At 62.3% G+C, this 24,699-nt stretch carries 23 protein-coding genes; 8 read left to right on the top strand and 15 right to left on the bottom strand.

Going from position 1 to position 24,699, the window contains the following annotated elements; translation table 11 throughout:
* Positions 1 to 183: 183 nt before the first annotated feature.
* Entirely contained in the window at positions 184 to 399 is a 216-nt protein-coding gene (gene rpsU / locus E8E75_RS10950; RefSeq protein ID WP_003085057.1) for a 30S ribosomal protein S21, read from the bottom strand.
* Positions 400 to 605: 206 nt separating this feature from the next.
* On the opposite strand from rpsU, the gene tsaD reads away from it, so the two are divergent.
* Entirely contained in the window at positions 606 to 1,631 is a 1,026-nt protein-coding gene (gene tsaD, locus E8E75_RS10955; protein ID WP_153920434.1) for a tRNA (adenosine(37)-N6)-threonylcarbamoyltransferase complex transferase subunit TsaD, read from the top strand.
* Between the two features lie 29 nt (positions 1,632 to 1,660).
* On the opposite strand, the gene plsY is transcribed toward tsaD, so the two are convergent.
* Complete coding sequence (gene plsY / locus E8E75_RS10960; RefSeq protein ID WP_120653327.1) at positions 1,661 to 2,230, bottom strand: glycerol-3-phosphate 1-O-acyltransferase PlsY; 570 nt, start codon at positions 2,228 to 2,230, stop codon at positions 1,661 to 1,663.
* A 51-nt stretch (positions 2,231 to 2,281) separates the two neighbouring features.
* On the opposite strand from plsY, the gene folB reads away from it, so the two are divergent.
* Complete coding sequence (gene folB, locus E8E75_RS10965; RefSeq protein WP_120653326.1) at positions 2,282 to 2,635, top strand: dihydroneopterin aldolase; 354 nt, start codon at positions 2,282 to 2,284, stop codon at positions 2,633 to 2,635.
* Positions 2,626 to 3,168: a 2-amino-4-hydroxy-6-hydroxymethyldihydropteridine diphosphokinase gene (gene folK, locus E8E75_RS10970; protein WP_120653325.1), complete on the top strand. Its 543-nt coding sequence runs from the start codon at positions 2,626 to 2,628 to the stop codon at positions 3,166 to 3,168. The genes folB and folK overlap by 10 nt, the downstream gene beginning before the upstream one ends.
* Here the strand turns inward: folK and E8E75_RS10975 are convergent.
* The 12 genes from E8E75_RS10975 to E8E75_RS11030 all read right to left on the bottom strand — a co-directional run bounded on the left by E8E75_RS10975 (position 3,141) and on the right by E8E75_RS11030 (position 17,789).
* Positions 3,141 to 4,373, bottom strand: a complete 1,233-nt coding sequence (locus tag E8E75_RS10975; protein WP_153920436.1) for a multifunctional CCA addition/repair protein — start codon at positions 4,371 to 4,373, stop codon at positions 3,141 to 3,143. The two genes, folK and E8E75_RS10975, sit on opposite strands and share 28 nt — an antisense overlap.
* Positions 4,374 to 4,405: 32 nt before the next feature.
* On the bottom strand, positions 4,406 to 4,915 hold the full coding sequence (locus E8E75_RS10980; protein ID WP_120653323.1) for a DUF4136 domain-containing protein: 510 nt from the start codon (positions 4,913 to 4,915) through the stop codon (positions 4,406 to 4,408).
* A gap of 64 nt (positions 4,916 to 4,979) precedes the next feature.
* On the bottom strand, positions 4,980 to 6,545 hold the full coding sequence (locus E8E75_RS10985; RefSeq protein WP_120653322.1) for a SpoVR family protein: 1,566 nt from the start codon (positions 6,543 to 6,545) through the stop codon (positions 4,980 to 4,982).
* A 13-nt stretch (positions 6,546 to 6,558) separates the two neighbouring features.
* Positions 6,559 to 7,830: a YeaH/YhbH family protein gene (locus E8E75_RS10990; RefSeq protein ID WP_120653321.1), complete on the bottom strand. Its 1,272-nt coding sequence runs from the start codon at positions 7,828 to 7,830 to the stop codon at positions 6,559 to 6,561.
* 98 nt (positions 7,831 to 7,928) lie between these two features.
* Entirely contained in the window at positions 7,929 to 9,851 is a 1,923-nt protein-coding gene (locus tag E8E75_RS10995; RefSeq protein ID WP_120653320.1) for a PrkA family serine protein kinase, read from the bottom strand.
* 287 nt (positions 9,852 to 10,138) lie between these two features.
* The gene (gene glpE, locus E8E75_RS11000) at positions 10,139 to 10,468 is read right to left on the bottom strand and encodes a thiosulfate sulfurtransferase GlpE (RefSeq protein WP_153920438.1); all 330 of its coding nucleotides are present in this window, start codon (positions 10,466 to 10,468) and stop codon (positions 10,139 to 10,141) included.
* Complete coding sequence (locus E8E75_RS11005) at positions 10,461 to 11,288, bottom strand: symmetrical bis(5'-nucleosyl)-tetraphosphatase (RefSeq protein ID WP_153920440.1); 828 nt, start codon at positions 11,286 to 11,288, stop codon at positions 10,461 to 10,463. Before E8E75_RS11005 ends, glpE begins: the two co-directional genes overlap by 8 nt.
* A gap of 10 nt (positions 11,289 to 11,298) precedes the next feature.
* The gene (gene apaG, locus E8E75_RS11010) at positions 11,299 to 11,679 is read right to left on the bottom strand and encodes a Co2+/Mg2+ efflux protein ApaG (protein ID WP_120653317.1); all 381 of its coding nucleotides are present in this window, start codon (positions 11,677 to 11,679) and stop codon (positions 11,299 to 11,301) included.
* Between the two features lie 30 nt (positions 11,680 to 11,709).
* The gene (gene rsmA / locus E8E75_RS11015; RefSeq protein WP_120653316.1) at positions 11,710 to 12,516 is read right to left on the bottom strand and encodes a 16S rRNA (adenine(1518)-N(6)/adenine(1519)-N(6))-dimethyltransferase RsmA; all 807 of its coding nucleotides are present in this window, start codon (positions 12,514 to 12,516) and stop codon (positions 11,710 to 11,712) included.
* A gap of 121 nt (positions 12,517 to 12,637) precedes the next feature.
* On the bottom strand, positions 12,638 to 13,636 hold the full coding sequence (pdxA, locus tag E8E75_RS11020) for a 4-hydroxythreonine-4-phosphate dehydrogenase PdxA (RefSeq protein WP_153920442.1): 999 nt from the start codon (positions 13,634 to 13,636) through the stop codon (positions 12,638 to 12,640).
* A 75-nt stretch (positions 13,637 to 13,711) separates the two neighbouring features.
* Positions 13,712 to 15,004 (bottom strand): peptidylprolyl isomerase, encoded by a 1,293-nt coding sequence (locus E8E75_RS11025; RefSeq protein WP_280358733.1) that lies wholly within the window; start codon positions 15,002 to 15,004, stop codon positions 13,712 to 13,714.
* Entirely contained in the window at positions 14,985 to 17,789 is a 2,805-nt protein-coding gene (locus E8E75_RS11030) for an LPS-assembly protein LptD (RefSeq protein ID WP_153920444.1), read from the bottom strand. The genes E8E75_RS11025 and E8E75_RS11030 overlap by 20 nt, the downstream gene beginning before the upstream one ends.
* A 126-nt stretch (positions 17,790 to 17,915) precedes the next feature.
* Between E8E75_RS11030 and E8E75_RS11035 the strand changes: the two genes are divergently transcribed.
* Genes E8E75_RS11035 through E8E75_RS11045 form a run of 3 tightly spaced genes read left to right on the top strand, consistent with a single transcriptional unit; the run spans position 17,916 to position 20,378 of the window.
* Complete coding sequence (locus tag E8E75_RS11035) at positions 17,916 to 18,941, top strand: phosphotransferase (protein ID WP_153920472.1); 1,026 nt, start codon at positions 17,916 to 17,918, stop codon at positions 18,939 to 18,941.
* On the top strand, positions 18,938 to 19,609 hold the full coding sequence (gene murU, locus E8E75_RS11040; RefSeq protein WP_120653312.1) for an N-acetylmuramate alpha-1-phosphate uridylyltransferase MurU: 672 nt from the start codon (positions 18,938 to 18,940) through the stop codon (positions 19,607 to 19,609). The genes E8E75_RS11035 and murU overlap by 4 nt, the downstream gene beginning before the upstream one ends.
* Position 19,610: 1 nt before the next feature.
* Positions 19,611 to 20,378 carry a TerB family tellurite resistance protein gene (locus E8E75_RS11045; RefSeq protein ID WP_120653311.1) on the top strand — a complete coding sequence of 256 codons (768 nt, stop codon included), beginning with the start codon at positions 19,611 to 19,613 and terminating at the stop codon, positions 20,376 to 20,378.
* A 4-nt stretch (positions 20,379 to 20,382) separates the two neighbouring features.
* On the opposite strand, the gene E8E75_RS11050 is transcribed toward E8E75_RS11045, so the two are convergent.
* Entirely contained in the window at positions 20,383 to 21,399 is a 1,017-nt protein-coding gene (locus E8E75_RS11050) for an alpha/beta hydrolase family protein (protein ID WP_120653310.1), read from the bottom strand.
* Between the two features lie 135 nt (positions 21,400 to 21,534).
* Between E8E75_RS11050 and E8E75_RS11055 the strand changes: the two genes are divergently transcribed.
* Together E8E75_RS11055 and E8E75_RS11060 are read left to right on the top strand one after the other, a co-directional pair.
* Positions 21,535 to 23,925 (top strand): sensor histidine kinase, encoded by a 2,391-nt coding sequence (locus E8E75_RS11055; RefSeq protein ID WP_153920446.1) that lies wholly within the window; start codon positions 21,535 to 21,537, stop codon positions 23,923 to 23,925.
* Positions 23,922 to 24,551, top strand: a complete 630-nt coding sequence (locus E8E75_RS11060) for a response regulator transcription factor (protein WP_120653308.1) — start codon at positions 23,922 to 23,924, stop codon at positions 24,549 to 24,551. Before E8E75_RS11055 ends, E8E75_RS11060 begins: the two co-directional genes overlap by 4 nt.
* The last annotated feature ends 148 nt before the right edge of the window (positions 24,552 to 24,699 follow it).

The raw sequence follows: 24,699 nt of genomic DNA on the forward strand, positions 1-24,699 counted from the left end.
CTCGGGGCGCAGGAAGGTTCAAAGCATACTCGCGGCCGGTCGGAGGCGACAGAAGCGAGGTTAAGGCTGAAAAGCAAAAAACTCCGCGATTCGCCGGAGCGAAGCGGAGTTTCCTGTGTGCCCAGCATGCACTCGCCCGGCCGGAGCCGGGCGATGCGTGAGCGTGCGGCGTAGCCTGCTAACTCAGTACAGGCGCTCGCGGCGACGCTGCTCGCGCTGCACTTTCTTGGCGTGACGCTTGACCGCGGCGGCGGCTTTGCGCTTGCGCTCTGCAGTGGGCTTCTCGTAGAACTCACGGCTGCGAACTTCGGCCAGTACGCCGGCTTTCTCGCAGGAGCGCTTGAAACGACGCAGAGCTACGTCGAAGGGTTCGTTCTCTTTAACTTTGACGGCTGGCATCCAGGTCGTACCTTCATCAATTACCGAATGGTCGACGCATTCCGGCAAAAGCTGGCTCGGTGGCGCGTCGGATTTCAAGGGCTGCGGATATTAACGCCTCAGGGCACGGAATGCAAAGCCTTCAGTCGAAAACCGCTGGTCGGCGCTGGGGGTGGCGATTATGATTCGCGCCTTCTTCTTTTACCAGGCCAGAAAGGCTCGTACCCATGCTAGTGCTGGGGTTGGAAACCTCTTGCGACGAAACCGGCGTCGCACTTTACGACAGCGAACGCGGCCTTCTGGCTGACGCGCTGTTCAGTCAGATCGACCTGCATCGGGTCTACGGCGGGGTCGTGCCCGAACTGGCTTCCCGCGACCACGTGAAGCGCCTGCTGCCGCTGCTGCGCGAAGTGCTGGAAGAGGCCGGTCGCAAGCCCGAGGATATCGACGGTATCGCCTACACAGCGGGTCCCGGCCTGGTTGGTGCGCTGCTGGTGGGGGCCTCCTGCGCCCAGGCGCTGGCATTCGCCTGGGGCGTGCCGGCGCTCGGTGTGCACCATATGGAAGGCCATCTGCTGGCGCCCATGCTGGAAGAAACGCCACCGGAGTTCCCGTTCGTCGCCTTGCTGGTTTCGGGTGGTCACACCCAACTGGTACGGGTGGATGGTATTGGCCGTTACCAGCTGCTCGGCGAGTCGGTGGACGATGCCGCGGGCGAGGCCTTCGACAAGACGGCCAAGCTGATCGGCCTCGGCTATCCGGGTGGCCCGGAAATCGCGCGACTGGCCCAGAGCGGCACGCCTGGCCGCTTCGTGTTCCCGCGACCGATGACCGATCGTCCCGGCCTGGACTTCTCATTCAGCGGCCTCAAGACCTTTGCCCTCAATACCTGGCAGCGTTGCCGCGATGCTGGGGACGACGGCGAACAAACCCGTTGCGACATCGCTCTGGCCTTCGAACAGGCGGTGGTGGAGACTCTCACCATCAAATGCCGTCGGGCGCTAAAGCAGACCGGTCTCAAGCGTCTGGTGATCGCGGGCGGTGTCAGCGCCAACCAGTCGTTGCGCCAGTCGCTGGGCAAGATGCTCGGCGAACTGAAGGGTGATGTGTTTTATGCCCGGCCGCGTTTCTGCACTGACAACGGCGCGATGATCGCTTACGCCGGCTGCCAGCGTTTGCTGGCGGGCCAACAGGATGGTCCGGCGATAGGTGTGCAGGCGCGTTGGTCGATGGAGCAGTTGCCACCCGTCTGACGACGGGTGAGCCGATTTCACTCGGTCATTCAGAAATGCCGTTCGCGTCCGGCGAAAAGGTCGCGTAGATTTCCTCGATGGCGCCAGACGATGAGTCCGGTCAGCACTGTCATTGGCAGTAGCGCGCCAGGTTGCTGCCAGGCCAGCAAAGGCAGGGTTAGCGGCGTGGCGATAAGAGCCGCCAGCGAACTGGTGCGGGTCAGGTAGAACGTCAACAACCAGGCGCAGATGGCTAGAAGTGCCGCCGGAGGATAAAGGCCGAGCAGCATGCCGGCGGCGGTGGCCACGCCCTTGCCGCCGCGAAAGCGGAAGTACAGGGGATAGAGGTGCCCGACCACTGCTGCGAGGCCGACCCAGGCTTGCTGCTGGATGTCGAAGCCACAGAGTTGGGCGACCAGTACCGGCAACAAGCCTTTGAGCAGGTCGCCAAGCAGGGTCAGGATCGCAAGTTTCTTTCCCGCCACCCGCAGCATGTTGGTGGCGCCAGGGTTGCCGGAACCCTGGGCACGTGGGTCGCCCGTGCCGAATAGTCGGCTGAGCAGAATGGCGAAGGACAACGATCCGAGCAGGTAGGCGAGAGTCGCCAGCAGCCAAAACATGGTATCCATTCCGGGGCGAGGAAGTCCCGATTCTAGCGGGGCAGCACTGACGTGGACACGGTTTTCATCGAGGGTCTGGAAGTGGACACCGTAATCGGTGCCTATGACTGGGAACGCAGTATCCGTCAGTGCCTGCGGCTGGACCTGCAGCTGGCCTGGGACAACCGACCGGCCGCCGCTGGCGATGACCTCGAGAAAGCACTCGACTACGCCGCCGTTTCCCAGCGCATCCAGGCCTTCGCCGCCGAGGCGCAGTACCTTCTGGTGGAGACCTTCGCCGAGCGCCTGGTGGCGGTGCTGATGGCGGAGTTCAACATCCCCTGGGTTCGTCTGAAGCTGCACAAGCCTGGTGCCGTACCGGCGGCCAGCAGTGTTGGTGTGGAGATCGAGCGCGGATGCCGCTGACGCCTATCTACCTCGGTCTCGGCAGCAATATCGAGCGCGAGAGGAACCTGACCGCAGGGCTTGAAGCGCTGGACGGATTCCTCCAGGACATTCGCTGTTCCCCGGTGTTCGAGAGCTTCCCTGTGGGCATCAAGAGCGGGAATTTCTTCAATTTCGTGGTGACCGCCCTTACCGACCTGTCCCTGCATGAGCTGGATCGCCGTCTGAAGGAGATCGAGGCTGACAACGGTCGCTATGCGCCAGGTCGCAAAGGCCTGCCGCTGGATATCGACGTGTTGCTGTATGGCGACCGTGTGGGGAATTTCGACGGACTTGTCCTGCCGCGCCCGGAAGTGCTGAAGAACGCCTTCGTTCTCTGGCCTCTGGCGCTGCTGGCGCCTGAGCTGAAGCACCCCGGTGAACATCGCCGCTTCGCTGAACTCTGGGAAAACGCCGCCATCGAGCAGGCACTCTGGCCTGCGTCCTTCTCCTGGCGCGGCGTCGAACTGACGCCGCCTGGGCTGATTCAAGCCTTCCCGCAGCCTTCCTTGTAGGCCTTGAGGGTCTTGAGGCGCTCGCCCTTGAGCGCTTCGCCCAATTCGGCTCCTTTAAGTCCCTTATCAAGAAGGGGTTGTACGGCAACTTTCCGTGCGGCCTGCGCTGCACCGAGCAGGTAGGCCGCTTGTGGATAGTCTCGCTGCTCCAGACCGGTGCGACCGCGGGCGTCCATCTCGCTGGCCGCGACGAACTCTTCGAAGCGCTGCGGCCGGCGGTAGACGTCGAAGCTTTGCAGGAGCTCCAGCAAGGTGGATGCACGCAGTTCCAGGGCGCGATGGGCGTGAGTGTGATACTCGCCCACCAGCAACGCCAGTTCCTGGCAGTCGCGGGGTGCCTTGCAACGCTCGTTGATAGCCTGGATCAGTTTCAGCCCGCGTTTCTCGTGGGCGATGTGCTGGGGCCATTCTTCCGCTGGTGTCAGGCCCTTGCCCAGATCATGCAGCAGGCAGGCCCAGCGCACGGTCAGCGGCTGGTCGTGCTCGGCGCACTGGCGCAGGACGTTTAGCACGTGTACGCCGGTGTCCACTTCGGGATGATGTTTCGCCGGCTGCGGCACGCCAAACAGGCTGTCCACCTCTGGCAGCCAGGCTGCCAGGGCGCCGCAGTCATGCAGCACCTGGATGAATACGTCCGGGCGTGACTCCATCAGGGCGCGAGATATTTCCTTCCAGCTGCGCTCCGGTGTGAGGGCGTTCAGCTCGCCCGATTCGGCGATCTGCCGCATCAACTCCAGGGTCTCATTTGCGACGGTGAAGCCGAGGGGCGCATAGCGCGCGGCGAAGCGCGCAACACGCAGGACCCGCAGGGGGTCCTCGGCGAAGGCAGGGGAGACATGGCGCAAGACGCGGGATTCGAGGTCTTTCTGGCCGCCATACGGGTCGATTACGTTGCCGTGGTCATCTTCCGCCATCGCGTTGACCGTGAGGTCGCGGCGGATCAGGTCCTGTTCCAGGGTCACGTCCGGGCTGGCATGGAAGGTGAAACCACCATAGCCGCGGCCACTCTTGCGCTCGGTGCGCGCCAGCGCATATTCGTCGCCCGTTTGTGGATGCAGGAACACCGGAAAGTCCGCACCCACCGGACGGTAACCCTTTTCCAGCATCTCTTCGGCGGTTGCGCCCACCACGACCCAGTCATTCTCGGTGACCGGACGGTTCAACAGGCGGTCGCGAACCGCGCCACCGACTTTGTATATCTGCATGTATTGCCTCCGTGGCTGCGGAGGATAGCAGCCTAGCGGGCTGCAGGAATCTGCCCGACCAGGGCCCTTGCGGCGTTTTCCAGCAGTTCGGCGCTGTCCCGGGAAGGGCTGAGGCCGGTGCTGGCCAAGCCTTCCCAAAGTACGTTGCCGGCAGGGTCGGTCAAGCGCAGGCGCAATGTGCCGGTCTCATCACGTAGTCGGTGGATGGCCTGGTAGGGGCCAAGGGGGCTGGGTGGTGCCTGATTGACCTTGAATTCCAGCGGTTGGTTGTTCACCGCCAGCCAGTAGTACACCCGCAGCTGGGCATCGCTGTCGGCGCGATAACCGCGGGCCTCCAGTTCCTGACGGATCAGAGGGGTGAGCTGGGTATAGCGCTCTGGATAGGGCAACTCGCCGTTCACCGCCTGCTCCGGCGGAATCAGCGCAAAGCTGCTGCGTCCGGCCAGTTCGGTACTGGCCGGTTGCAGGATGCGAATCTGCGGGATGGAGGTGGTGCAGGTGGCCAGGGCCAGACACAGCAGCAGGACGAAGTACAGGCGCATCTGAGGACGGCTCCCATATGGGTGAACCGCATGCTCGGCGTGTGCCGGGCACGCGGTCAACCGATCAAATGGGTGGAATGATCAGGTCCAGGCGTGGGTATTCCCCGTCCTCAGTGCGCTCCCCCTTTGGGGGGACGTGATGACTCCCTGTGATCTGTTCACCGTGGCGCGTTTCCAGGTGGATATCGAAGCCCCAAAGACGGTGCAGGTGCTTGAGTACCTCCTCGGTGGACTCGCCCAGGGGTTTGCGGTCGTGCTGCTGGTGGCGCAGCGTCAGCGAGCGATCACCACGGCGGTCGACGCTCCAGATCTGCACGTTGGGTTCGCGGTTCCCGAGGTTGTACTGGGCAGCCAGGGTTTCGCGGATCAGCTTGTAACCCTGTTCGTCGTGAATGGCAGGTACGAACAGCTCATCCTTCTGATCGTCGTCGAGAATGCTGAACAGCTTGAAGTCGCGGATCACCTTGGGTGAGAGGAACTGCAGGATGAAGCTTTCGTCCTTGAAACTGTTCATGGCGAACTTGAGCGTCGACAGCCAGTCACTGCCGGCGATGTCCGGGAACCAGTGGCGGTCTTCCTCCGTGGGTTCCTCGCAGATGCGGCGGATGTCGCGGTACATCGCGAAGCCCAGGGCGTAGGGGTTGATGCCGCTGTAGTAGGGGCTGTCGAAGGGCGGCTGATAGACCACGCTGGTATGGGATTGCAGGAATTCCATCATGAAACCGTCGGTGACCAGGCCTTCGTCGTACAGGTCATTGAGGAGGGTGTAGTGCCAGAAGGTGGCCCAGCCTTCGTTCATCACCTGGGTTTGGCGCTGTGGATAGAAATACTGGGCGACCTTGCGCACGATACGCACGACTTCCCGCTGCCAGGGTTCCAGTAGCGGGGCGTGCTTCTCGATGAAGTAGAGGATGTTTTCCTGCGGCTCCGCGGGGAAGCGCTGGTTGTCCCGCTCGCCGCCCTTGCCGGCACCCTTGGGAATGGTGCGCCAGAGATCGTTGATCTGCTTCTGCAGGTGTTCTTCTCGGTCCTTCTGCCGACGCCGTTCCTCTTCGGCTGAAATGGGGTAGGGGCGCTTGTAGCGGTCCACGCCGTAGTTCATCAGGGCGTGGCAGGAATCGAGCAGGTCTTCCACCGCGTCGATGCCGTGGCGCTCTTCGCACTGGTTGATGTACTGCTTGGCGAACACCAGGTAGTCGATGATCGAACTGGCATCGGTCCAGGTGCGGAACAGGTAGTTGCCCTTGAAGAAGCTGTTGTGGCCGTAGCAGGCATGGGCGATGACCAGGGCCTGCATGGTGATGGTGTTCTCTTCCATCAGATAGGCGATGCAGGGGTCGGAGTTGATCACGATCTCGTATGCCAGACCCATCTGGCCGCGCGAGTAACCTTTCTCGGTTGCAAGGAAATGCTTGCCGTAGGACCAGTGGTTATAGCCAATAGGCATGCCGACTGAAGCATAGGCATCCATCATCTGCTCGGCGCTTATCACTTCGATCTGGTTTGGGTAAGTGTCCAGCGCGTAGCGCTCGGCGATCCTGCTGATCTCGCGGTCATAGGTGCGGATCAGGTCGAAGGTCCATTCCGACCCTGTGGAGATGGGCTTTCGTTCCTTCTTGCTGGCAGTCATTTCACGCCTCCCCTCAGGTCACGAGCCTGCGATGGAACAGCTCGCGGAACACCGGGTAGATATCCGCCGCCGAGACGATCTGTTGCTGGGCGAAGGTATCGCCGAACGCTTCGCAGACCTGTTCGTACTCGTACCACAGCGCCTGGTGCTCGCGCGGTGTGATCTCGACGTAGGTGTAGTACTGCACGAACGGCATGATCTGCTTGATCAGGATATCCCGGCAGATGGGTGAATCGTCGTTCCAGTTGTCGCCGTCCGAAGCCTGGGCGGCGTAAATGTTCCATTCGTTGATGGGGTAGCGCTCTGCCATGATCTCCTGCATCAGCTTGAGTGCGCTGGAGACTATGGTGCCGCCGGTTTCCCGGGAATAGAAGAATTCCTCCTCGTCCACCTCGCGGGCGCTGGTGTGATGGCGGATGAACACGACCTCGATCTTGTCGTAGTTCCGCTTGAGGAAGAGGTACAGGAGGATGAAGAAGCGCTTGGCGATGTCCTTGGTGGCCTGGGTCATGGAGCCGGACACGTCCATCAGGCAGAACATCACCGCCTTGGACGAGGGATTGGGCTGCTTGACCAGCAGGTTGTACTTGAGGTCGAAGGTGTCGAGGAAGGGGACTCGCTCGATTCTGGCGCGAAGCCTGGCGATTTCCGCCTCAAGCTCCTGGATATCGCCGAAGTTGTCCGGTTCCTCGCGCTTCAGGCGCTCCAGCTCCGCTTTCGCCTCTTTCAGCTTGCCGCGGCTACTGCCGGAAAGTGCGATGCGACGGGCGTGGGCCGAGCGAAGGGTGCGGACGATGTTGATCCGCGATGGATTGCCCTCATTGCTGATCCCGGCGCGGACAGTCTTGAATGTGTCGGAGCCGGTGAGGTGGCGCTTTACCAGGTTGGGTAGCTCAAGGTCCTCGAACATGAAGTCGAGGAACTCCTCCTGAGTGATCTGGAAGACGAAATCGTCCATCCCCTCGCCCTGGTTGCTTGCCTTGCCGCCACCACGCCCACCTCCGCCACCCTGAGGGCGAGGGATGCGGTCACCGCTGGTGAACTCCTTGTTGCCAGGGTGGACGATGGTCTGGCGACCACCGCGACCGTGATGCAGGACGGGCTCGTCGATGTCACGACCGGGGATGCTGATCTGTTCGCCATGCTCCATATCGGTGATGGAACGGCGGCTGACGGCCTCCTCCACGGCCTTCTTGATGTGCTCGCGGTAGCGCCGCAGGAACCGCTGCCGGTTCACGGTGCTCTTGTTCTTCCCGTTCAATCGCCTGTCGATGACGTAACTCATAGACCCCTCCGGGGAGCTTCAGGCTGCAAAGCGCGGAGGACGCCGTACGAGACGGCGCCTCCGGCTGGCGTGTTCCTGGCTTGCAGCTTGAGACTGTTTTACTGCGACTTGCGTACCCGCAGGTACCATTCGGACAGCAGGCGTACCTGTTTCTCCGTATAGCCGCGCTCGACCATGCGTTTGACGAAGTCGTTGTGTTTCTGCTGCTCCTCCTTGCTCCCCTTGGCATTGAAGCTGATGACCGGCAGGAGATCCTCGGTGTTGGAGAACATTTTCTTCTCGATGACCACGCGCAGCTTCTCGTAGCTCAGCCAGCTGGGGTTCTTGCCGTTGTTGTTGGCCCGGGCGCGCAGCACGAAATTGACGATCTCGTTGCGGAAGTCCTTCGGGTTGCTGATGCCGGCCGGCTTCTCGATCTTCTCCAGCTCCTCGTTCAGGGCTACGCGATTGAGGATCTCGCCAGTTTCCGGATCGCGGTATTCCTGATCCTGGATCCAGAAGTCCGCATACAGCACATAGCGGTCGAAGATGTTCTGGCCGTACTCGCTGTAGGACTCGAGATAGGCCGTCTGGATTTCCTTGCCGATGAACTCGATGTAGCGCGGGGCCAGGTATTCCTTGATGTAGCGCAGGTAGCGCTCACGCATCTCTGCCGGGAACTGTTCCTGCTCGATCTGTTGCTCCAGCACATAGAGCAGGTGCACCGGGTTGGCTGCCACTTCGTGCGGGTCGAAGTTGAATACCTTGGAGAGGATCTTGAAGGCGAAACGGGTCGAGAGTCCGTTCATGCCTTCGTCTACGCCTGCGGTATCGCGATACTCCTGGATCGACTTGGCCTTCGGGTCGGTGTCTTTAAGGTTCTCACCGTCGTAGACACGCATCTTCGAATAGATGTTGGAGTTCTCCGGTTCCTTCAGGCGTGACAGCACCGAGAACTGTGCAAGCATGCGCAGGGTGTCCGGCGCGCAGTGGGCATGGGCCAGGGAGCTGCCGACGAGCAGTTTGTCGTAGATCTTGATCTCGTCGGCAACCCGCAGGCAGTAGGGCACCTTGACGATGTAGATCCGGTCGATGAAGGCTTCGTTGTTCTTGTTATTGCGGAAGCTGTGCCATTCCGATTCGTTGGAGTGGGCCAGGATGATGCCGCTGAAGGGCAAGCCGCCCAGGCCCTCGGTGCTGTTGTAATTGCCTTCCTGGGTAGCGGTCAGCAACGGGTGCAGCACCTTGATCGGCGCCTTGAACATCTCGACGAATTCCATCAGGCCCTGGTTGGCCCGGCACAGCGCGCCCGAAAAGCTGTAGGCGTCGGCGTCGTTCTGTGGGAATTCCTCGAGCTTGCGGATATCCACCTTACCCACCAGGGCAGAAATGTCCTGGTTGTTCTCGTCACCGGGCTCGGTCTTGGCGATGGCGATCTGGTTGAGGATCGATGGATAGAGTTTGACCACGCGGAACTTGCTGATATCGCCGCCATACTCATTCAGGCGCTTGGTCGCCCAGGGCGAGATCACTGAACGCAGGTAGCGACGTGGGATGCCGTATTCCTCTTCGAGGATGGCACCGTCCTCATCCGCGTTGAACAGTCCGAGAGGCGATTCGAACACCGGCGAGCCCTTGATGGCGTAGAAGGGAACGCGCTCCATGAGCTGCTTGAGCTTTTCCGCCAGGGACGACTTACCACCACCCACTGGGCCAAGTAGATAGAGAATTTGCTTCTTCTCTTCCAGGCCTTGGGCAGCGTGGCGGAAGTAGGAAACGATCTGGTCGATGCACTCTTCCATGCCATGGAAGTCGGCAAAGGCCGGGTAGCGACGGATCACCTTGTTGGAGAAGATCCGTGACAACCTCGGATCGAGCGAGGTGTCGAGCAGTTCCGGGTCACCGATGGCCATGAGCATACGTTCGGCGGCGGTGGCGTAGGCGCTGCGGTCCTGCTTGCACAGGTCGAGGTATTCCTGAAGGGAATATTCCTCCTGGCGAGTCGCTTCGAAGCGTTGTTGGAAGTGGCTGAAAATGCTCATGACGTCACCTCGCTGGAATCAGGAAGCCGGCGCGGGGTCGGTTATGCGGGTGCGGGCAGTCAGCCGAAGAAGGTCGGCCGATTGAAATCCCCCAGAACACCTGAATGGTCGCTGCCGATGGCCCGGAACCGGTGTACCGGCTCTCCCCTTTTTTGGATGGCCTGAGCTAAGAGTAGTTCGTTATCGGCAAGGTCAAGCGTTACGGGACGATAACAGGGGATTACCGTCCGTCGGAGAAGTGACGCCAAGCCAGTGATGGCGCGGGGTTGCGCCTCACCGAAAAAATTTTATTCGACGCTGCCCTGGGCGACTTCCCCGGGATAGACGCTGCGCCACAGTTCGAAGCCGCCATCGAGGCTGTAGACCTCGGAGAAGCCCTGATGGGCAAGATAGGCGGCCGCGCCTTGGCTGGAGTTGCCGTGATAGCAGGTAACGATCAGCGGCTTTTCGAAGTCGGCCTGGGCGATGAAGTCAGGCAGGGAGTAATTGTCCAGGTGGTGCGAGCCGCTGATGTGACCCAGGGCGAAGCTCTGCGGGTCGCGGATATCCACGACCACGGCGCCTTGTTCGCGCAGGGTCTGCGCCTGTTCAGGCAGGATGCGTTTGAATTCACTCATGGCGGTTCTCCTCGCAGCTGCAGCTGATTTGCTCGCCACTGTCGATATTCAAAAGAGTCATGCTGCCGCCCCAGACGCAACCAGTATCGAGAGCGTACAGGCCGGGTTCATTGCATTTGCCTTCCAGGGCTGCCCAGTGGCCGAAGATGATCTTCTGCCCACGGGTCTTGCGCTCGGGGAAGCTGAACCAGGGGGCAAATCCCGGAGGCGCCGTGTCCAGGCCTTCCTTGGATTTGAGGTCCAGGGTGCCATCGGCACGGCAGAAGCGCATGCGCGTGAAGTAGTTGGTAATGACCCGCAGGCGCGTGACGCCGTGGAGGTCGCTGTCCCACTTGGCTGGCTCGTTGCCATACATGCCGTCGAGAAAGAGGGGCAGGCGGGCATCGTCCCGCAGCGCCTCCTCTACTTCGGCGGCACGTTTCAGCGCCTTCTTGAGCGACCACTGGGGTGGGATGCCGGCGTGAACGAGGGCGATATCCCGTTGCTCGTCGTAGTGCAGCAGTTTCTGCTGGCGTAGCCAGTCCAGCAGTTCGGCGCAGTCCGGTGCTTCGAGGATCTCGCGCAAGGTATCGGCCTTGCGCAGTCGCTCTATGTTGTTGGCCACGGCCAGAAGGTGCAGGTCATGGTTGCCCAGCACACAGACCACGGAGTCGCGGATCGAATATAGGAAGCGCAGGGTTTCCAGCGACTTCGGGCCGCGATTGACCAGATCGCCCACTAGCCAGAGTTCGTCCTTCGCCGGGTCGAATTGCACCCGCTCCAGCAGGCACTTCAGCTGATCCAGGCAACCCTGGAGATCGCCAACTGCATAGGTCGTCATGCCGGTTCTCTCAGTGCAGCGAGCCGGGAACGGCGAGGCGGAAGGGCGCGATGATGGCATCGAAGCGTTTGCCGTCGTCGGCGACCATCTGGTAGCTGCCCTGCATGCTGCCGACTCGTGTGGCCATGACGGTACCGCTGGTGTAGGTATGGCTGGCGCCCGGGTCGATCAGGGGCTGCTGGCCGACTACGCCGGCACCTCGGACTTCCTGCACATGGCCGTCGCCGTCGGTGATCACCCAGTGACGGGTAAGCAGCTTGGCGGGCAGCTCGCCGTTGTTGTGGATGGTCACGGTGTACGCGAAGGCAAAGCGATTCTCGTCCGGCTGCGATTGTTCCGGGAGGAAGCGGGTGACGACACTGACGTCGACCTTGTATCGGGGATCGGACACGCGAAGGCTCTCGAGTAGCTGGATATGAGTCTAGGGTTTGGGGTCTGCTGCAGCCAGTTGATCAGCCAGGCGGACAAAGGCAGCGAGGTCCAATTGTTCCGGACGCAGACCGCCGTCGACACCAGCCGCTTCGATTGCGGCGGCGTCCAGAAGGCCTTTGAGCGTATTGCGCAAGGTCTTGCGGCGTTGGTTGAAGGCTTCACGCACCACGCGCTCAAGCAGGGCGACGTCCTTGGCCGGATGCGGCAGGACCTCGTGCGGAACCAGCCTCACGATGGCTGAATCCACCTTGGGCGGCGGATTGAACGCGCCTGGGCCGACATTGAACAGGTGCTCCACGCGGCAGTGGTACTGGACCATGATCGAAAGCCGGCCCCAGTCGCCGCCGCCCGGCTCGGCAGCCAGGCGCTCCACCACTTCCTTTTGCAGCATGAAGTGCATGTCGCGGATAAGGTCTGCGTGGTCCAGCAGGTGGAAGATCAGCGGCGTGGAAATGTTGTACGGAAGGTTGCCCACTACCCGCAGGCTGTGTGGTTCGGCGTCGAGCCGGCGGAAGTCGAACTTCAGTGCATCGCCCTGATTGAGGCGGAAGTTGGGCAGCTGACCGAACTTGTGCTGCAGGATGGGGATCAGGTCGAGGTCCAGTTCGATCACATCGAGCTGGGCACCACTGCCAAGCAAACCTTCGGTGAGCGCGCCCTGGCCTGGGCCGATTTCCAGCAGGCGCTCGCCTTCGCGGGCGTGGATGCTGCGCAGGATGCGATAGATGACGCCAGCGTCGTGCAGGAAGTTCTGGCCGAAGCGCTTGCGCGCGCGGTGTTGGTAGTGTTCGGACATCGAAGGCTCCGGGCCTTGAGGCCAGGCCGAAGGGCCTGGCGTGGAAACTGAATCGCGCAGTTTATCAGGCCCCAGCCCGCGCCGCCTAAGACAGGACGTTAAAGCGGCGCGGGAGGCTGGATCAATGACTGCGTTGCTGTGCGGCCGCCATCTGGTAGGCCGTCTCCAGGGCGACTTCCAGGCTGCCGCAATCGATGCGGCCAGTGCCGGCCAAGTCCAGCGCGGTGCCATGGTCCACCGAGGTACGAATGATCGGCAGACCCAGGGTAACGTTCACCGCTGCGCCGAAGCCCTTGTACTTCAGCACCGGCAGGCCTTGGTCGTGGTACATGGCGAGCACTGCGTCGCAATGTTCGAGGTGCTTCGGCGTGAACAATGTGTCGGCCGGTAGCGGGCCGATCAGGTTCAGTCCTTCGGCGCGCAGGCCTTCCAGGGTTGGCTCGATGACCTCCAGCTCTTCCCGGCCGAGGTGGCCGCCTTCACCCGCGTGCGGGTTCAGGCCGCAGACCAGAATGCGTGGCTGGGTGATGCCGAACTTGTTCACCAGGTCGGCATGCAGGATGCGGCTGACGCGTTGCAGTCGCTCCGGGGTAATTGCCGCGGCGACGTCCTTGAGGGGCAGGTGAGTGGTCACCAGGGCTACGCGCAGGCCGCGAGTTGCCAGCATCATCACCACCTGGCGGGTCGCGGTGAGGTCGGCGAGGAACTCGGTATGCCCGGAGAAGGCAATGCCGGCTTCATTGATCACGCCCTTGTGCACTGGCGCGGTGATCATCCCGGCGAACAGCCCGTCGAGGCAGCCCTGACCTGCGCGGGTCAAGGTTTCCAGCACATAGTCAGCATTGGACGGCGACAGTTGGCCGGGAATGGCCGGGGTGCGCAGAGGCGTGTCCCACACATACAGGCTGCCAGCAGGGGCTGGTGTTTCTGGTAGCCGGGCCGGATCGACGTCAATCAGCTGAGTGGGCAGGCCCAATTCGGCAGCACGCTGTGCAAGCAGTTCGCGGCTGGCGACGGCAATCAGGGCATGAGGTTGGGCAGTGCGGGAGAGGAGCAGGCAGAGGTCGGGACCGATGCCGGCGGGTTCACCGGGGGTGAGCGCGAAACGAAGGGGAGTCATGGCGAGTCCTGTGCAGGGGGCCGATACGCTGGCGGGGATTGTACCGCCAGCGCACGGCTGAGACTCGCTTGGGATTTACAGCTTGGTTTCGACGTAGGCTTCGTCGCGGATCTGGCGCAGCCAGGCCTGCAGTTCTTCGTCGTATTTGCGGTTGCGCAGGATGTTCATGGCCTGCTGTTCGCGGAACTTCTCGCTGCTGTCGGTAGCGCGGCGACCCATCACTTCCAGTACATGCCAGCCATAGGCGCTCTTGAACGGCTTGGAGAGCTCGCCGGCTGGGGTCTTGCCCATGACTTCGCGGAACTCCGGCACCAGGGCATTGGGGTCGATCCAATTCAGGTCGCCGCCGTTGAGGGCCGAACCCGGGTCTTCGGAGAAGCTCTTGGCCAGTTCGCCGAAGTCTTCGCCAGATTGGATGCGCTCGTAAAGACGCTCGGCAAGGCGCTTGGTGTCTGCTTCGCTGCGAATTTCACTGGGCTTGAGCAGGATGTGGCGAACATGCACTTCGTCGCGAACCAGGGTGTCGCCACCGCGCTTATCCAGCAGCTTCAGGATAATGAAGCCGCCCGGAGTGCGGACGGGCTCGGTAACCTGGCCGGGCCGCAGGGCGCTGATCATGCCGTCGAAGGGCGGGGGCAATTGGGCCGCCTTGCGCCAGCCAATTTCGCCGCCTTCCAGAGCGGTTTCGCCGGCGGAGCGAGAAATGGCCAGCTGGGCGAAGTCGGCGCCTTGCTGGAGCTGCTGGTACAGCTCCTGGGCCTGGCGCTCGGCAGCCTGGATGGTGCTGGGCGAGGAGCCTTCCGGTACAGGGATCAGGATGTTGGCCAGGCGAAACTCTTCCGACAGCTGGATCTTGCCCATATCGGAAGTCAGGAAGTTCTGTACTTCCTGATCGGTGACCTGGATACGTTCAGCCACGCGGCGCTGGCGTACACGACTGATGACCATTTCGCGACGAACCTGGTCGCGTGCATCGTCATAGGACAGACCGTCACGAGCGAGCGCGCCGCGGAACTGCTCGACCGTCATGCCATTGCGCTGGGCGATGGCTTCGATGGCCTGGTTCAGTTCTTCGTCAGCGATACGGATGCCGGAGCGATCGCCAATCTGCAGCTGGATGTTCTCGATGATCAGGCGCTCCAGCACCTGCTGGCTGAGCACGTGCTCAGGCGGCAGGGAAGCACCGCGCTTGGCGATGGTTTGCTGTACTTCACGCAGGCGCTGGTCCAGCTGGCTCTGCATGATCACATCGTTGTCGACAATGGCGACCACACGGTCGATGGAGCGAACCTCGGCGTGCGCGAGGCCGCCGAGGATCAGGGCACCCAACAGCAGTGGGCGCAGACAATCAGAGAGCTTGGTCTTCACGTTCACGGTAACCTTGAATGCCTTTATCCAGGAAGCTTTCGGTCTGGTTGCCCACGACGCCACCGAGACCTTTGAGGACGATCTGCAGGAAGATCCCGCGGTCGCCGCTTTCGTTGGTCGGGTCCGGTGTCTGGTCGAATTCGTCGTAGTCGACCCAGTAGCGGTTGATCAGGCGCAGCTTCCAGCAGCAACTGTCGTACTCGAAGCCGCCAAAGGCTTCCAGCGTACGGTTGCGGTTGTAGTCGTACTGCCAGCGAGCGATGGCGCTCCACTGTGGGACCACCGGCCAGATGACGGAAAAGTCATGTTGGCTGATCTTGTAGTAGTCCTCGATGAAGCCCGGGGTGCCCGGAGTACCGAAGTCGCCACCGCCTACGTTCCAGGTACCGGTGGACTGGTCGAAGCGGATGGTGTCATTGCGGTAGCGATAGCCAGCGTTGACCACCTTGTTCGGATTGTCTTCAGGCTGGTAGTGGAACATCGCACTGCCGGAGCGGGTGCGGTGGGAGTCCGGGTCCCAGTTGAAGTCCGAATTGAAGCGCCAGTCGCGGTTGAAGCGGTACATGTACTCCAGCGCGTAGGGGGAGACCGACGACGTATAGTCCGCACGATCCTTCATTGGAGATGTGCCTGGGCGTCCGCTGAAATTGTCCGGCAGGGTTACTTCTCGATCCTTGAAGTAGAAGGCCTGGCCGATGCTGAATCGTTGCCGCTCGAAGCCGTTCGACTCGATCCAGCGATTGGTTGCTCCTAGGGATAGCTGGTTGGCGTCGCCAATGCGGTCGCGACCACTGAAGCGGTTGTCACGCCACAGCGACGAGTAGCTGAAGGTCGATTCGCCGGTGTCGAACAGCGGAATGTCGGTCTGGTCCTCTTCCGGTACGTAGAGGTAGAACAGACGTGGTTCCAGGGTCTGGGTGTAATTTTTGCCGAAGAACTGGGTCTTGCGGTCGAAGAAAAGGCCGCTGTCGAGGCTGTAGATCGGTACCTGGCGATCCTGGCTGCCATGGAAAGACTGCTCGGCAAAAAGAGAGGTTTTTCCTTGCTGGTCTAGGTCCAGGTCGTACTGGGTATAGGTGTACTTGACTTGCGGCTTGAGGAAGCCCCAGGTCCAATTCATCGGTAGGCTGACGCTTGGCTCTAGGTAGGTTCGGTCGCCATTGGCGCGGGCCAGCCCCTTAAGGTTGTTGTCATTCCAAAACGTGTCGTTGTTGCCGTCGATGTCGGTGAAACGGCCTTCACGCAAGTTGCGGTCGAAACGCACGAACTCGGTGTTGTAGGCGAAGTTCAGGCCACCGGGCTGGAAGGGCAAGGCACCGTTCAGAGTGATCTGCGGCAGGCGGTCATACGGCGTGATGTCCGAAATGGTCGCCAGTTCGTAGGCGTGGGCATTCAACCGCGCGGTGTAGCTATCGCCGCGATAGGTCAGGGTGCCGCGCTGGTTGACGTAGGTGGGGGTGTCCACACCCAGGTCGGTATCCAGGTCGTCGAAGTAGTACGGATCGCTGATGTCGGTGTAGTCGACTTCGGCCAGCAGTCGGGAGTCCAGGCCACCGGTGTGCTTCCAGTTGTACAGCCAGCGCTTCTTCTCGTACTCGGACATGAGCTCGCGCTCGTCTTCCTTGTCATCGAGATAGGCGGCGCCCAACTGGCCTTCGCTGCTGTGGGTCAGGTAGCGGAACTCGCCTTCCATCATCAGGCCGCGCTTGGCCATGTAGCGCGGATACAGGGTGGCGTCGTAGTTCGGCGCCAAGTTGAAGTAGTACGGCGTGACCAGCAGGAAGCCGGTGTCGCTGCTGCTGCCGATGGTCGGCGGCAGGAAGCCGGACTGGCGACGATCGTCGATCGGGAAATAGATGTACGGGGTATAGAACACCGGAATGTCCTTGACCCGCAGGGTGACGTTGGTCGCAGTGCCGAAACCGGTGGCCGGGTTCAGCTTGATGTTGTTGCCCTTCAGGTGCCAGGCGTTGTCACCCGGTTCGCAACGGGTGTAGGTGCCGTCCTTCAGGCGGATGATCGCGTCTTCCTGGCGCTTGGCGTACAGCGCGCTGCCGCGGGTGTGCGACTGGTGCAGGACGTACTCGGCGTTGTCGACCTTGGCTTCGCCGTTGTCCAGTTGCAGTTCGGCGCGGTCGCCGACAACCAGGGCGCCCTTGTCGCGCAGCTTGACGTTGCCGACCAGCTCGCCACGGTTTTCCGCCTGGTGCAGGTTGGCCTCGTCGGCCTCCACCTGCATGCTGCCCTGGCGCAGGACCACATCACCGGCGAGGGTGGCGACCTGTTTCTCCTGCTCGTAGCGCGAGGCCTTGGCGGAGATATAGGTCGGCGCGTCTTCCATCGGCGTGCGGTCGTCCATGCCTGGACGCGGCGGCTCGATGTAGGCACCGGCGCAGTAAGGGCCGGCTTCGGCCAGTTGTGCGGGTGTGAGCTTGTCGCGCGGTACCCAGTCGAGGTGACTGTAGTCAGCGCTGCGGGTTGCCAGGCCTTTGCCTTCTGCCTCGGTCACCAGGGTGGCTTTACTGCCTTCGGCCTCACCTTTCTGGGTGGCCTGCGGAGCGGCACCAATGGTCGAGCTCACGGCGCTGCCGCTATGCACGGGGCGTGGCGGCAGGCTCTCGGTGCTGGCTTTGGGGGCGCATGCCCACCCGCCAGTTGCGGAAGCCTGGCAGTCGAATTGCTCTGCGGCGACGACGAATGAGGTGGCTACTGGCTGGAGGGCCAGCAGGCTGCCGGTCACCAGCAGAGGGAACTTTCTACGAAACGCGGGGGATCTTACTGCCATCTTGTTAGTCCGGGCTTCCTGCGCGCCTTCGACCCGCTAGGGCCGCACGCCTCTCGATGGGCTGAAAAAGATGCTGGATAATAAAGCATGACCCGCACAACGGCTAGCGCCGCCGGAGACCACCCGATGCACCATGAAGACCTGCGACTTCAGCAGCTGAGCCAGTGGCTTGATCAGCAGTTGCCCACCCTGTTTGCTGCCGAAGGCTGGGGCCCCGTGCCGGCTGCCGAGCTGGTCCCGGCCAGCAGTGATGCCAGCTTCCGCCGCTACTTCCGCTGGCAAGCCGAAGGCCGCACCCTGATCCTGATGGATGCCCCTCCGCCCCGCGAGGACTGCCGCCCTTTCGTCAAGGTGGCTGGAATGCTCGCCGAGGCAGGCGTGCATGTGCCCCGCATCCTTGCCGCCGATGTGGAGCAAGGCTTCCTGATCCTCGACGACCTGGGACGCCAGACGTACCTCGAGGTCATCGATGCCGATAACGCCGACCAGTTGTTCGAAGATGCCCTGCAGGCTCTGCTGACATTCCAGAAACGCAGCCTCGATGTGCCCATGCCCAGTTACGACGACGCCTTGCTGCGCCGCGAGCTGCAGCTTTTCCCCGAGTGGTACCTGCAACGTCACCTGGGTATCGAGTTGGCAGGTGAACGCCTGGCAGCCTGGCAGCGCGTTTCCGACCTGCTGATCGGCAGCGCCCTGGCTCAGCCGCAAGTGCTGGTGCACCGGGACTACATGCCGCGCAACCTGATGCTCAGCACCCCCAACCCTGGCGTGCTGGATTTCCAGGACGCCGTGTACGGTCCGGTGACCTACGACGTGACCTGCCTGTTCAAGGATGCCTTCCTCAGTTGGCCTGAAGAACGAGTCGCCGGCTGGCTGGAGCGATATTGGAACCTCGCCCGCGATGCGGGAATCCCGGTCCAGTCCGATTTCGCCGAGTTCCGCCGCGCCAGCGACCTGATGGGGGTGCAGCGTCACCTCAAGGTCATCGGCATTTTCGCGCGTATCTGCCATCGCGATGGCAAGCCCAAGTACCTGGGCGATGTGCCGCGATTTTTTGCCTATATAAAGGAAGTGATCGAACGCCGTCCCGAATTGGCCGAGTTGGGTGATTTGCTGGCAAGCCTGCCCCGAGACGAGGCCGTTCAGCCATGAAGGCGATGATCCTCGCGGCGGGTAAGGGCGAGCGCATGCGTCCCCTTACCCTGCATACCCCAAAGCCCCTGGTTCGCGCCGCCGGGACCCCGCTGATCGAGTTTCACCTCAACGCCCTGGCGAGGGCCGGCTTTCAGGAATTGGTGATCAACCATGCCTGGCTTGGCCAGCAGATCGAGGATCATCTGGGCGATGGCGCACGCTTCGGCTTGTCCATTCGTTACTCGGCAGAAGGCGAACCCCTGGAAACCGGCGGCGGTATTTTTCGCGCCTTACCACTGTTGGGAGATGAGCCTTTTCTGATCGTGAATGGCGATGTCTGGACCGATTTCGATTTCAGCCATCTGCACCAACCACTGGACGGCCTGGCGCATCTGGTGCTGGTGGACAACCCGGCGCACCATCCCCACGGCGACTTCCTGCTGGAGAATGGTCGTGTGCGTGATGCGGTATCGGGCGAGCCCAGCCTCACTTACAGCGGAATTGCGGTAATTCATCCGCGCCTGTTTGAAGGGTGTCAGCCGGGCGCCTTCAAGCTGGCGCCGTTGCTGCGTCAGGCAATGTCCGCTGGACAGGTGACTGGCGAGCGTTTCTCCGGGCGTTGGGTCGACGTCGGTACCCACGAGCGCCTGGCGGAAGTCGAACGCCTGCTGATGACGGAGGCTTGAGTTGGTCTGGCCAGCTACCCTGATCGGTGCTGCTGCGGGATTCGCCCTGGCGAACATCCCGGGAGCCATGCTCGGCGGTTTGCTGGGGCATGTGCTTGACCGGCGCCTGCACCTGGACTCCTGGGGTGCGTTGCGTGCCCGCATGCGTGGCGACCCTGCTATCGACCAACAGGACCTGCTGTTCATCCTGTTGGGGCGCCTGGCCAAGAGCGACGGTCGGGTACAGGAGGCACACATTCAGCAAGCGCGATCAGAGATGAAGCGCATCGGTCTGGATGAAGCGGGTACCCGCCGGGCCATCGCAGCCTTCAGCCGGGGCAAGTCGGGTGGCGACAACCTGCACCCGGCGTTGCACAAGCTGAAGGGCGAGCGGGTAACGGTGGAGCGCTTGCTACGTAGCTGCTGGCAGATGGCGGCGGCAGATGGCCGGATCGGCCAGCGGGAGCGCGCGCTCATTCTGCAATGGGGAAGCTGGCTCGGGCTCGCGGCTCACCAGGTGGAGGCGCTCGGCGCGGGCTATGACACCCCCCAGGGCCTGCCTCCCAAGCGTGGCAATAGCTACAGAGACGCCCTGTCCCTGCTTGGCGTGACTGCCGACTGTGAACCCGCGGTGATCAAGCGTGCATACCGTCGCCTGCTCAGTCAGAACCACCCGGACAAGCTGGCCGGTTCAGGCGCCAGCCCTGCCGTAGTACGTGCCGCGACTGATCGCACCCGCGAGTTGCATAGTGCCTACAACCTGATCCGCGAGCGCCACGGTTTCCGCTGAGCTTTCAACCGTCGGTCAAGGCCTTTCCGGCGCCTGCTTCCAGATGCAGGGTCAACCAGCCACGAATACGGCGGATAAGCTGTTCCTGCTCGGTGGCGCGATCGCCCGGAAGGCCCTTCATGGCGATCTGGATATAGGCCGGGTGCTTCTGCCGCTTGCTCGCGTGGCTACGGCGCAGCGCGGCGTCACGGTCAGCCGGCTGGTCTTTGTAGTAGAAGTCGCCGGTGGCCAGTTTCAAATCGGGTAGTGAATCCTCCAACGCCGGCTCATAGCCTTCGGGCAGCTCCGCTGCCACCAAGAGGAGATTGCGCACATCCTTCGGCTCATTGGCGGCAAGGTACTGCGTCGCCCAATAGGCACCGGTGCCGTGTCCCAGCAACACAATCGCCTTGGGTTTCTGTTGGCGCGCGAAGGCTAGGGCTGCCTCGATTCGGGCGAACACCCGGTCTGTCTGGGTCTTCTGGATAGCGTCGCGGGATTGCGGCGGAGGCGCCGGGTCCGTGCTGGGTTCAGCGCTTCCAGCCTGCTCGGTATTGGCCGGGCCCTCTTCCTGGGCTTTCTCGGGGCTCACAGCAGGTTCCGCCTTCGTCGTTTCCTCGGTCTTCAGCGGGCGCGGTGGCAGCGGGTCGTCGCTGGGGTCTGGCAGCGTCAGGGCGAGGGTGCTCCAGCCGGAGTTCGGCAGGCTGCGCCGCAGTGGGCCGATCGCTTCCGGCCAGTTGGCCGTCTCGCCGTCGCCGGGTAGAAGGATCACCAGCCCACTGGGGTCGCTGACATTGGCAGGCTGCCACAGTGCGAGAAAGCGCTCCTCGCCAGCCTTGAGTTGTTGCTGTTCTCTACTCGGAATCTGGCGCTCCAGGCTGATGGAGTCCTCTTGGCTACGTTCCTCCAGCGGTGCCCGTTCCACTGCCGGTGCAGGTTCCTTGGGCGCTGCCGCGGAGCCCTCTTCCGCCAGCACGGCAGGAGAGGCGGGCAGCAGGGTGAGGCAAAGGGCCGCAAGGGGCAGGCGAATGGCGCGGAGCATCTGGACATTCCTGGTCGAGCTGGGAAACAGGAGCCTAATGGCTCAATGGTCTTTTGTCAGGCCGTGCCTTCGCATGGTTCGTCTTGGCTGGAGTAAGGTATGTCGGCTGTTTCCCCTTGTTGCGGTTGGTCCTCGATGATCCGTGCACTCCTTTCCCTCCTGTTCGCCTTCTGCCTGGCGATGCCTGTACTGGCTGCACCAGCTGGGCTGCCCCTGGACGAGGGGCAGCGGCAATGGCTCGAGAACCATGGACAGCTCCGCGTTGGTGCTGTGCTGCAGGCACCTTACGTCCAGCTGGATCGTCGCCTGCAACAGCTTTCGGGTGCCAACGTCGAGTTGATGAACTGGCTCGCGAAGGCCATGGGCGTCGAGCTGATCTGGCGCACCTATGACAGCCCCGGCGAACTGGAGCAGGCCCTGCGCTCCGGACAGATCGACCTCGCCCCCGGACTTGGGCAGACGCCCGCCGGACTGCGTCTGTGGCTGTTCTCCGATCCCTACATGCGCGTCTCGCAGTTGCTGGTCGGCGAGCGCGAAGGCAATGCCTCAGTGGACCTGGAGCAGCTTGACGCCACTTCGCCTGTAGCCCTGCGTCATCCGAGCGCCGTGGCCGATTACCTGCGCTCGACCTACTCCAACCTCAACCTCAGGCCCATGGACAGCGAGCGGCAGGCCCTGCAGGCCTTGCTTGCCGAGCAGGTACGCTATGCCGTGCTCGACGAGGCCCAGCTCAGCCGATTGTCTCGCGAGCAGGAATTCACCGGACTGGCCGTGGTCGGGGACATCGGTTTTCCGCAGTTGCTGCGCGTTGCATCAAGACGTGATTGGCCGGAACTGGCTGCCATCATCGATATCGCCCTGCGCAGTTTGCCGCCAAAGGACCTCGACCAACTGCATGAGCGCTGGTTGCAGCCCCATTATCCCCGCCTCGGCGAATCCAGCGGCTTCTGGCAGAACCTCAGCCTTTTGCTCGGCGTGCTGTTGCTCACTGCGGCGGCCATCATCGCCTGGCTTCGGCGGCAGCAGCGTCGACTGGAGCGGCAACTGCTGGATTCGCGTCACGCACTGCAGTTGCGCGACGCGGCCGAAGAAGCCCTGCGCCTTACCCAGTTTTCCATCGACCAGAGCACCTTGGGCATACTCTGGGTGAACTGGGACAGCCATGTGCGCTACGCCAACCGCGCCGCCGAACAGATGCTCGGCTATCGGCCGGGCAGTCTTGCGGATCGCCCTCTGGCGGATTTCCAGCCCGAGCTGAACATGGACCGCTGGCTCAATCTCTGGCGCCGCGCACGCAACAGTGACGAAGGCCCGCTGAGTTTCGAGACCCGTTGCCTGCGTCCAGACGGTTCCTGGCTTCCGGCGGATGTGTCGCTCAGCTTCCTGCGCTTCGGCTCCTCCGAATACCTGGTGGTGTTCCTCTCCGATGCCACCGAGCGCCGTCGTGCCCGGGAGGCCGTGGAAGAAAGTGAAGCGCGCCTCAAGGGCATCGCCTCCAACGTTCCCGGGCTCGTATTCCGTCTGGAACGGCCGAAAGCGGGCGCACCAACTGCTTTCGCGTTCATCGGTGAGGGCAGCGAAGGGTTGGTGGGCTACAGCGCCAGCGAGTTGCTGAGTACCGGCCGTGGCATTCGCGGTCTGGTCCATCCAGACGACCGCGACGGCTACTGGGAAAGCCAGCTACAGGCGCTGGATGCAGATCGTGACTGGCACTGGCAGGGCCGAATTCTCACTCGTGATGGCGCTCTGCGCTGGGCGGATATCAAAGCGAGTGCGCGGGTCTTCGAAGATGGCCGTGCGGTCTGGGACGGCGTCGTCTGGGATATCACCGAGAACAAGCAGATCGAGCTGGAGCTGGCGGCTTCCCGTGCGCAACTCCGGGAATTGTCGGCGCACCTGGAAAGCGTGCGTGAAGAAGAGAAGGCTCGCATTGCCCGCGAAGTGCATGACGAACTGGGCCAGGTGCTTACCGTGCTCAAGCTGGAGACTTCCATGTGCGAGCTGGCCTTCGCTGGGCTCGACTCAGGCCTGCGTGACCGTCTGGACAGCATGAAACGCCTGATTGCGCAGCTCTTCCAGCTGGTACGCGATGTGGCGACGGCGTTGCGCCCGCCGATCCTCGATGCCGGCATCGCTTCGGCCATCGAGTGGCAGGCCCGGCGCTTCGAAGCGCGAACACAGATACCGTGCCTGGTGGAAGTGCCTGAGCAGTTGCCGCAGCTGTCCGATGCCAAGGCTGTAGGCTTGTTCCGGGTACTGCAGGAGGCGCTGACCAACGTCATGCGCCACGCTGAGGCACATACTGTCGCGGTTCGCCTGAGCGAAGAAGATGGCGCGCTCTGCCTGCGTATCAGCGACGATGGCCGGGGGTTCGATACCGGCGCCAGACGCGGTAGTTCATTCGGCCTGGTGGGCATGCGCGAGCGCGTGCTGATGCTGGGCGGCAGCCTGCAGATAGAGAGCCAGCCAGGCGAGGGCACCACCCTTTGCGTGCGCGTAGCGTTGGATAAGGAGAAAGCGGCGTGATCCGAGTACTGGTGGCAGAAGACCACACCATCGTCCGTGAGGGCATCAAGCAGCTGATTGGCCTTGCCAAGGACCTCTGCGTGGTTGGGGAGGCCGGCAACGGCGAGCAGCTAATGGAAGTTCTGCGCCAGACACCCTGCGAGGTAGTGCTGCTGGATATCTCCATGCCCGGTGTCAACGGACTGGAAGCCATTCCGCGCATTCGCGCCCTCGGCAATCCGCCGGCGGTGCTGGTGCTATCGATGCACGATGAAGCGCAGATGGCTGCGCGGGCGCTGAAGATCGGCGCCGCCGGTTACGCCACCAAGGACAGCGACCCGGCCCTGTTGCTCACCGCCATCCGCAAGGTGGCCTCGGGTGGTCGCTACATCGACCCGGACCTGGCCGACCGCATGGTCTTCGAGGTAGGGCTGACCGATGCCCGCCCGGCCCATACGCTGCTTTCGGAGCGCGAGTTCTCGGTTTTCGAGCGTCTGGTCCGTGGCGAAGGTGTGAATGAAATCGCCCAGCAACTGGCGGTCAGCAGCAAGACGGTGAGTACCCACAAGGCGCGCCTGATGCAGAAGCTGGGGATGCACTCGGTCGCGGACCTGGTGAAGTACGCGGTCGAGCACAAACTGCTGTGAATGTCCGACAATCGCGCTGTGAATTGTAGGGCGATCCCTACAAGGAATCCTCTCCAAGCCTTATAGCAATCTCTCATACCGCCCGATTTGCGTGGCCTGCCGCCTTCTCTACGCTTTCCACTACGGCAGACACAAAAACAAAGGTGCG

Origin of the sequence: Pseudomonas sp. BN606 (genome assembly GCF_029873115.1) — a bacterium.
In the GTDB taxonomy this organism is placed as follows: Bacteria; Pseudomonadota; Gammaproteobacteria; order Pseudomonadales; family Pseudomonadaceae; genus Metapseudomonas.

What these genes read in the sequence shown, in the direction of transcription:
- rpsU (WP_003085057.1), bottom strand. Translation starts at nt 399, where the DNA reads ATGCCAGCCGTCAAAGTTAAAGAGAACGAACCCTTCGACGTAGCTCTG.
- tsaD (WP_153920434.1), top strand. Translation starts at nt 606, where the DNA reads ATGCTAGTGCTGGGGTTGGAAACCTCTTGCGACGAAACCGGCGTCGCA.
- plsY (WP_120653327.1), bottom strand. Translation starts at nt 2,230, where the DNA reads ATGTTTTGGCTGCTGGCGACTCTCGCCTACCTGCTCGGATCGTTGTCC.
- folK (WP_120653325.1), top strand. Translation starts at nt 2,626, where the DNA reads ATGCCGCTGACGCCTATCTACCTCGGTCTCGGCAGCAATATCGAGCGC.
- E8E75_RS10975 (WP_153920436.1), bottom strand. Translation starts at nt 4,373, where the DNA reads ATGCAGATATACAAAGTCGGTGGCGCGGTTCGCGACCGCCTGTTGAAC.
- E8E75_RS10980 (WP_120653323.1), bottom strand. Translation starts at nt 4,915, where the DNA reads ATGCGCCTGTACTTCGTCCTGCTGCTGTGTCTGGCCCTGGCCACCTGC.
- E8E75_RS10985 (WP_120653322.1), bottom strand. Translation starts at nt 6,545, where the DNA reads ATGACTGCCAGCAAGAAGGAACGAAAGCCCATCTCCACAGGGTCGGAA.
- E8E75_RS10990 (WP_120653321.1), bottom strand. Translation starts at nt 7,830, where the DNA reads ATGAGTTACGTCATCGACAGGCGATTGAACGGGAAGAACAAGAGCACC.
- E8E75_RS10995 (WP_120653320.1), bottom strand. Translation starts at nt 9,851, where the DNA reads ATGAGCATTTTCAGCCACTTCCAACAACGCTTCGAAGCGACTCGCCAG.
- glpE (WP_153920438.1), bottom strand. Translation starts at nt 10,468, where the DNA reads ATGAGTGAATTCAAACGCATCCTGCCTGAACAGGCGCAGACCCTGCGC.
- E8E75_RS11005 (WP_153920440.1), bottom strand. Translation starts at nt 11,288, where the DNA reads ATGACGACCTATGCAGTTGGCGATCTCCAGGGTTGCCTGGATCAGCTG.
- rsmA (WP_120653316.1), bottom strand. Translation starts at nt 12,516, where the DNA reads ATGTCCGAACACTACCAACACCGCGCGCGCAAGCGCTTCGGCCAGAAC.
- pdxA (WP_153920442.1), bottom strand. Translation starts at nt 13,636, where the DNA reads ATGACTCCCCTTCGTTTCGCGCTCACCCCCGGTGAACCCGCCGGCATC.
- E8E75_RS11030 (WP_153920444.1), bottom strand. Translation starts at nt 17,789, where the DNA reads ATGGCAGTAAGATCCCCCGCGTTTCGTAGAAAGTTCCCTCTGCTGGTG.
- E8E75_RS11035 (WP_153920472.1), top strand. Translation starts at nt 17,916, where the DNA reads ATGCACCATGAAGACCTGCGACTTCAGCAGCTGAGCCAGTGGCTTGAT.
- murU (WP_120653312.1), top strand. Translation starts at nt 18,938, where the DNA reads ATGAAGGCGATGATCCTCGCGGCGGGTAAGGGCGAGCGCATGCGTCCC.
- E8E75_RS11050 (WP_120653310.1), bottom strand. Translation starts at nt 21,399, where the DNA reads ATGCTCCGCGCCATTCGCCTGCCCCTTGCGGCCCTTTGCCTCACCCTG.
- E8E75_RS11055 (WP_153920446.1), top strand. Translation starts at nt 21,535, where the DNA reads ATGATCCGTGCACTCCTTTCCCTCCTGTTCGCCTTCTGCCTGGCGATG.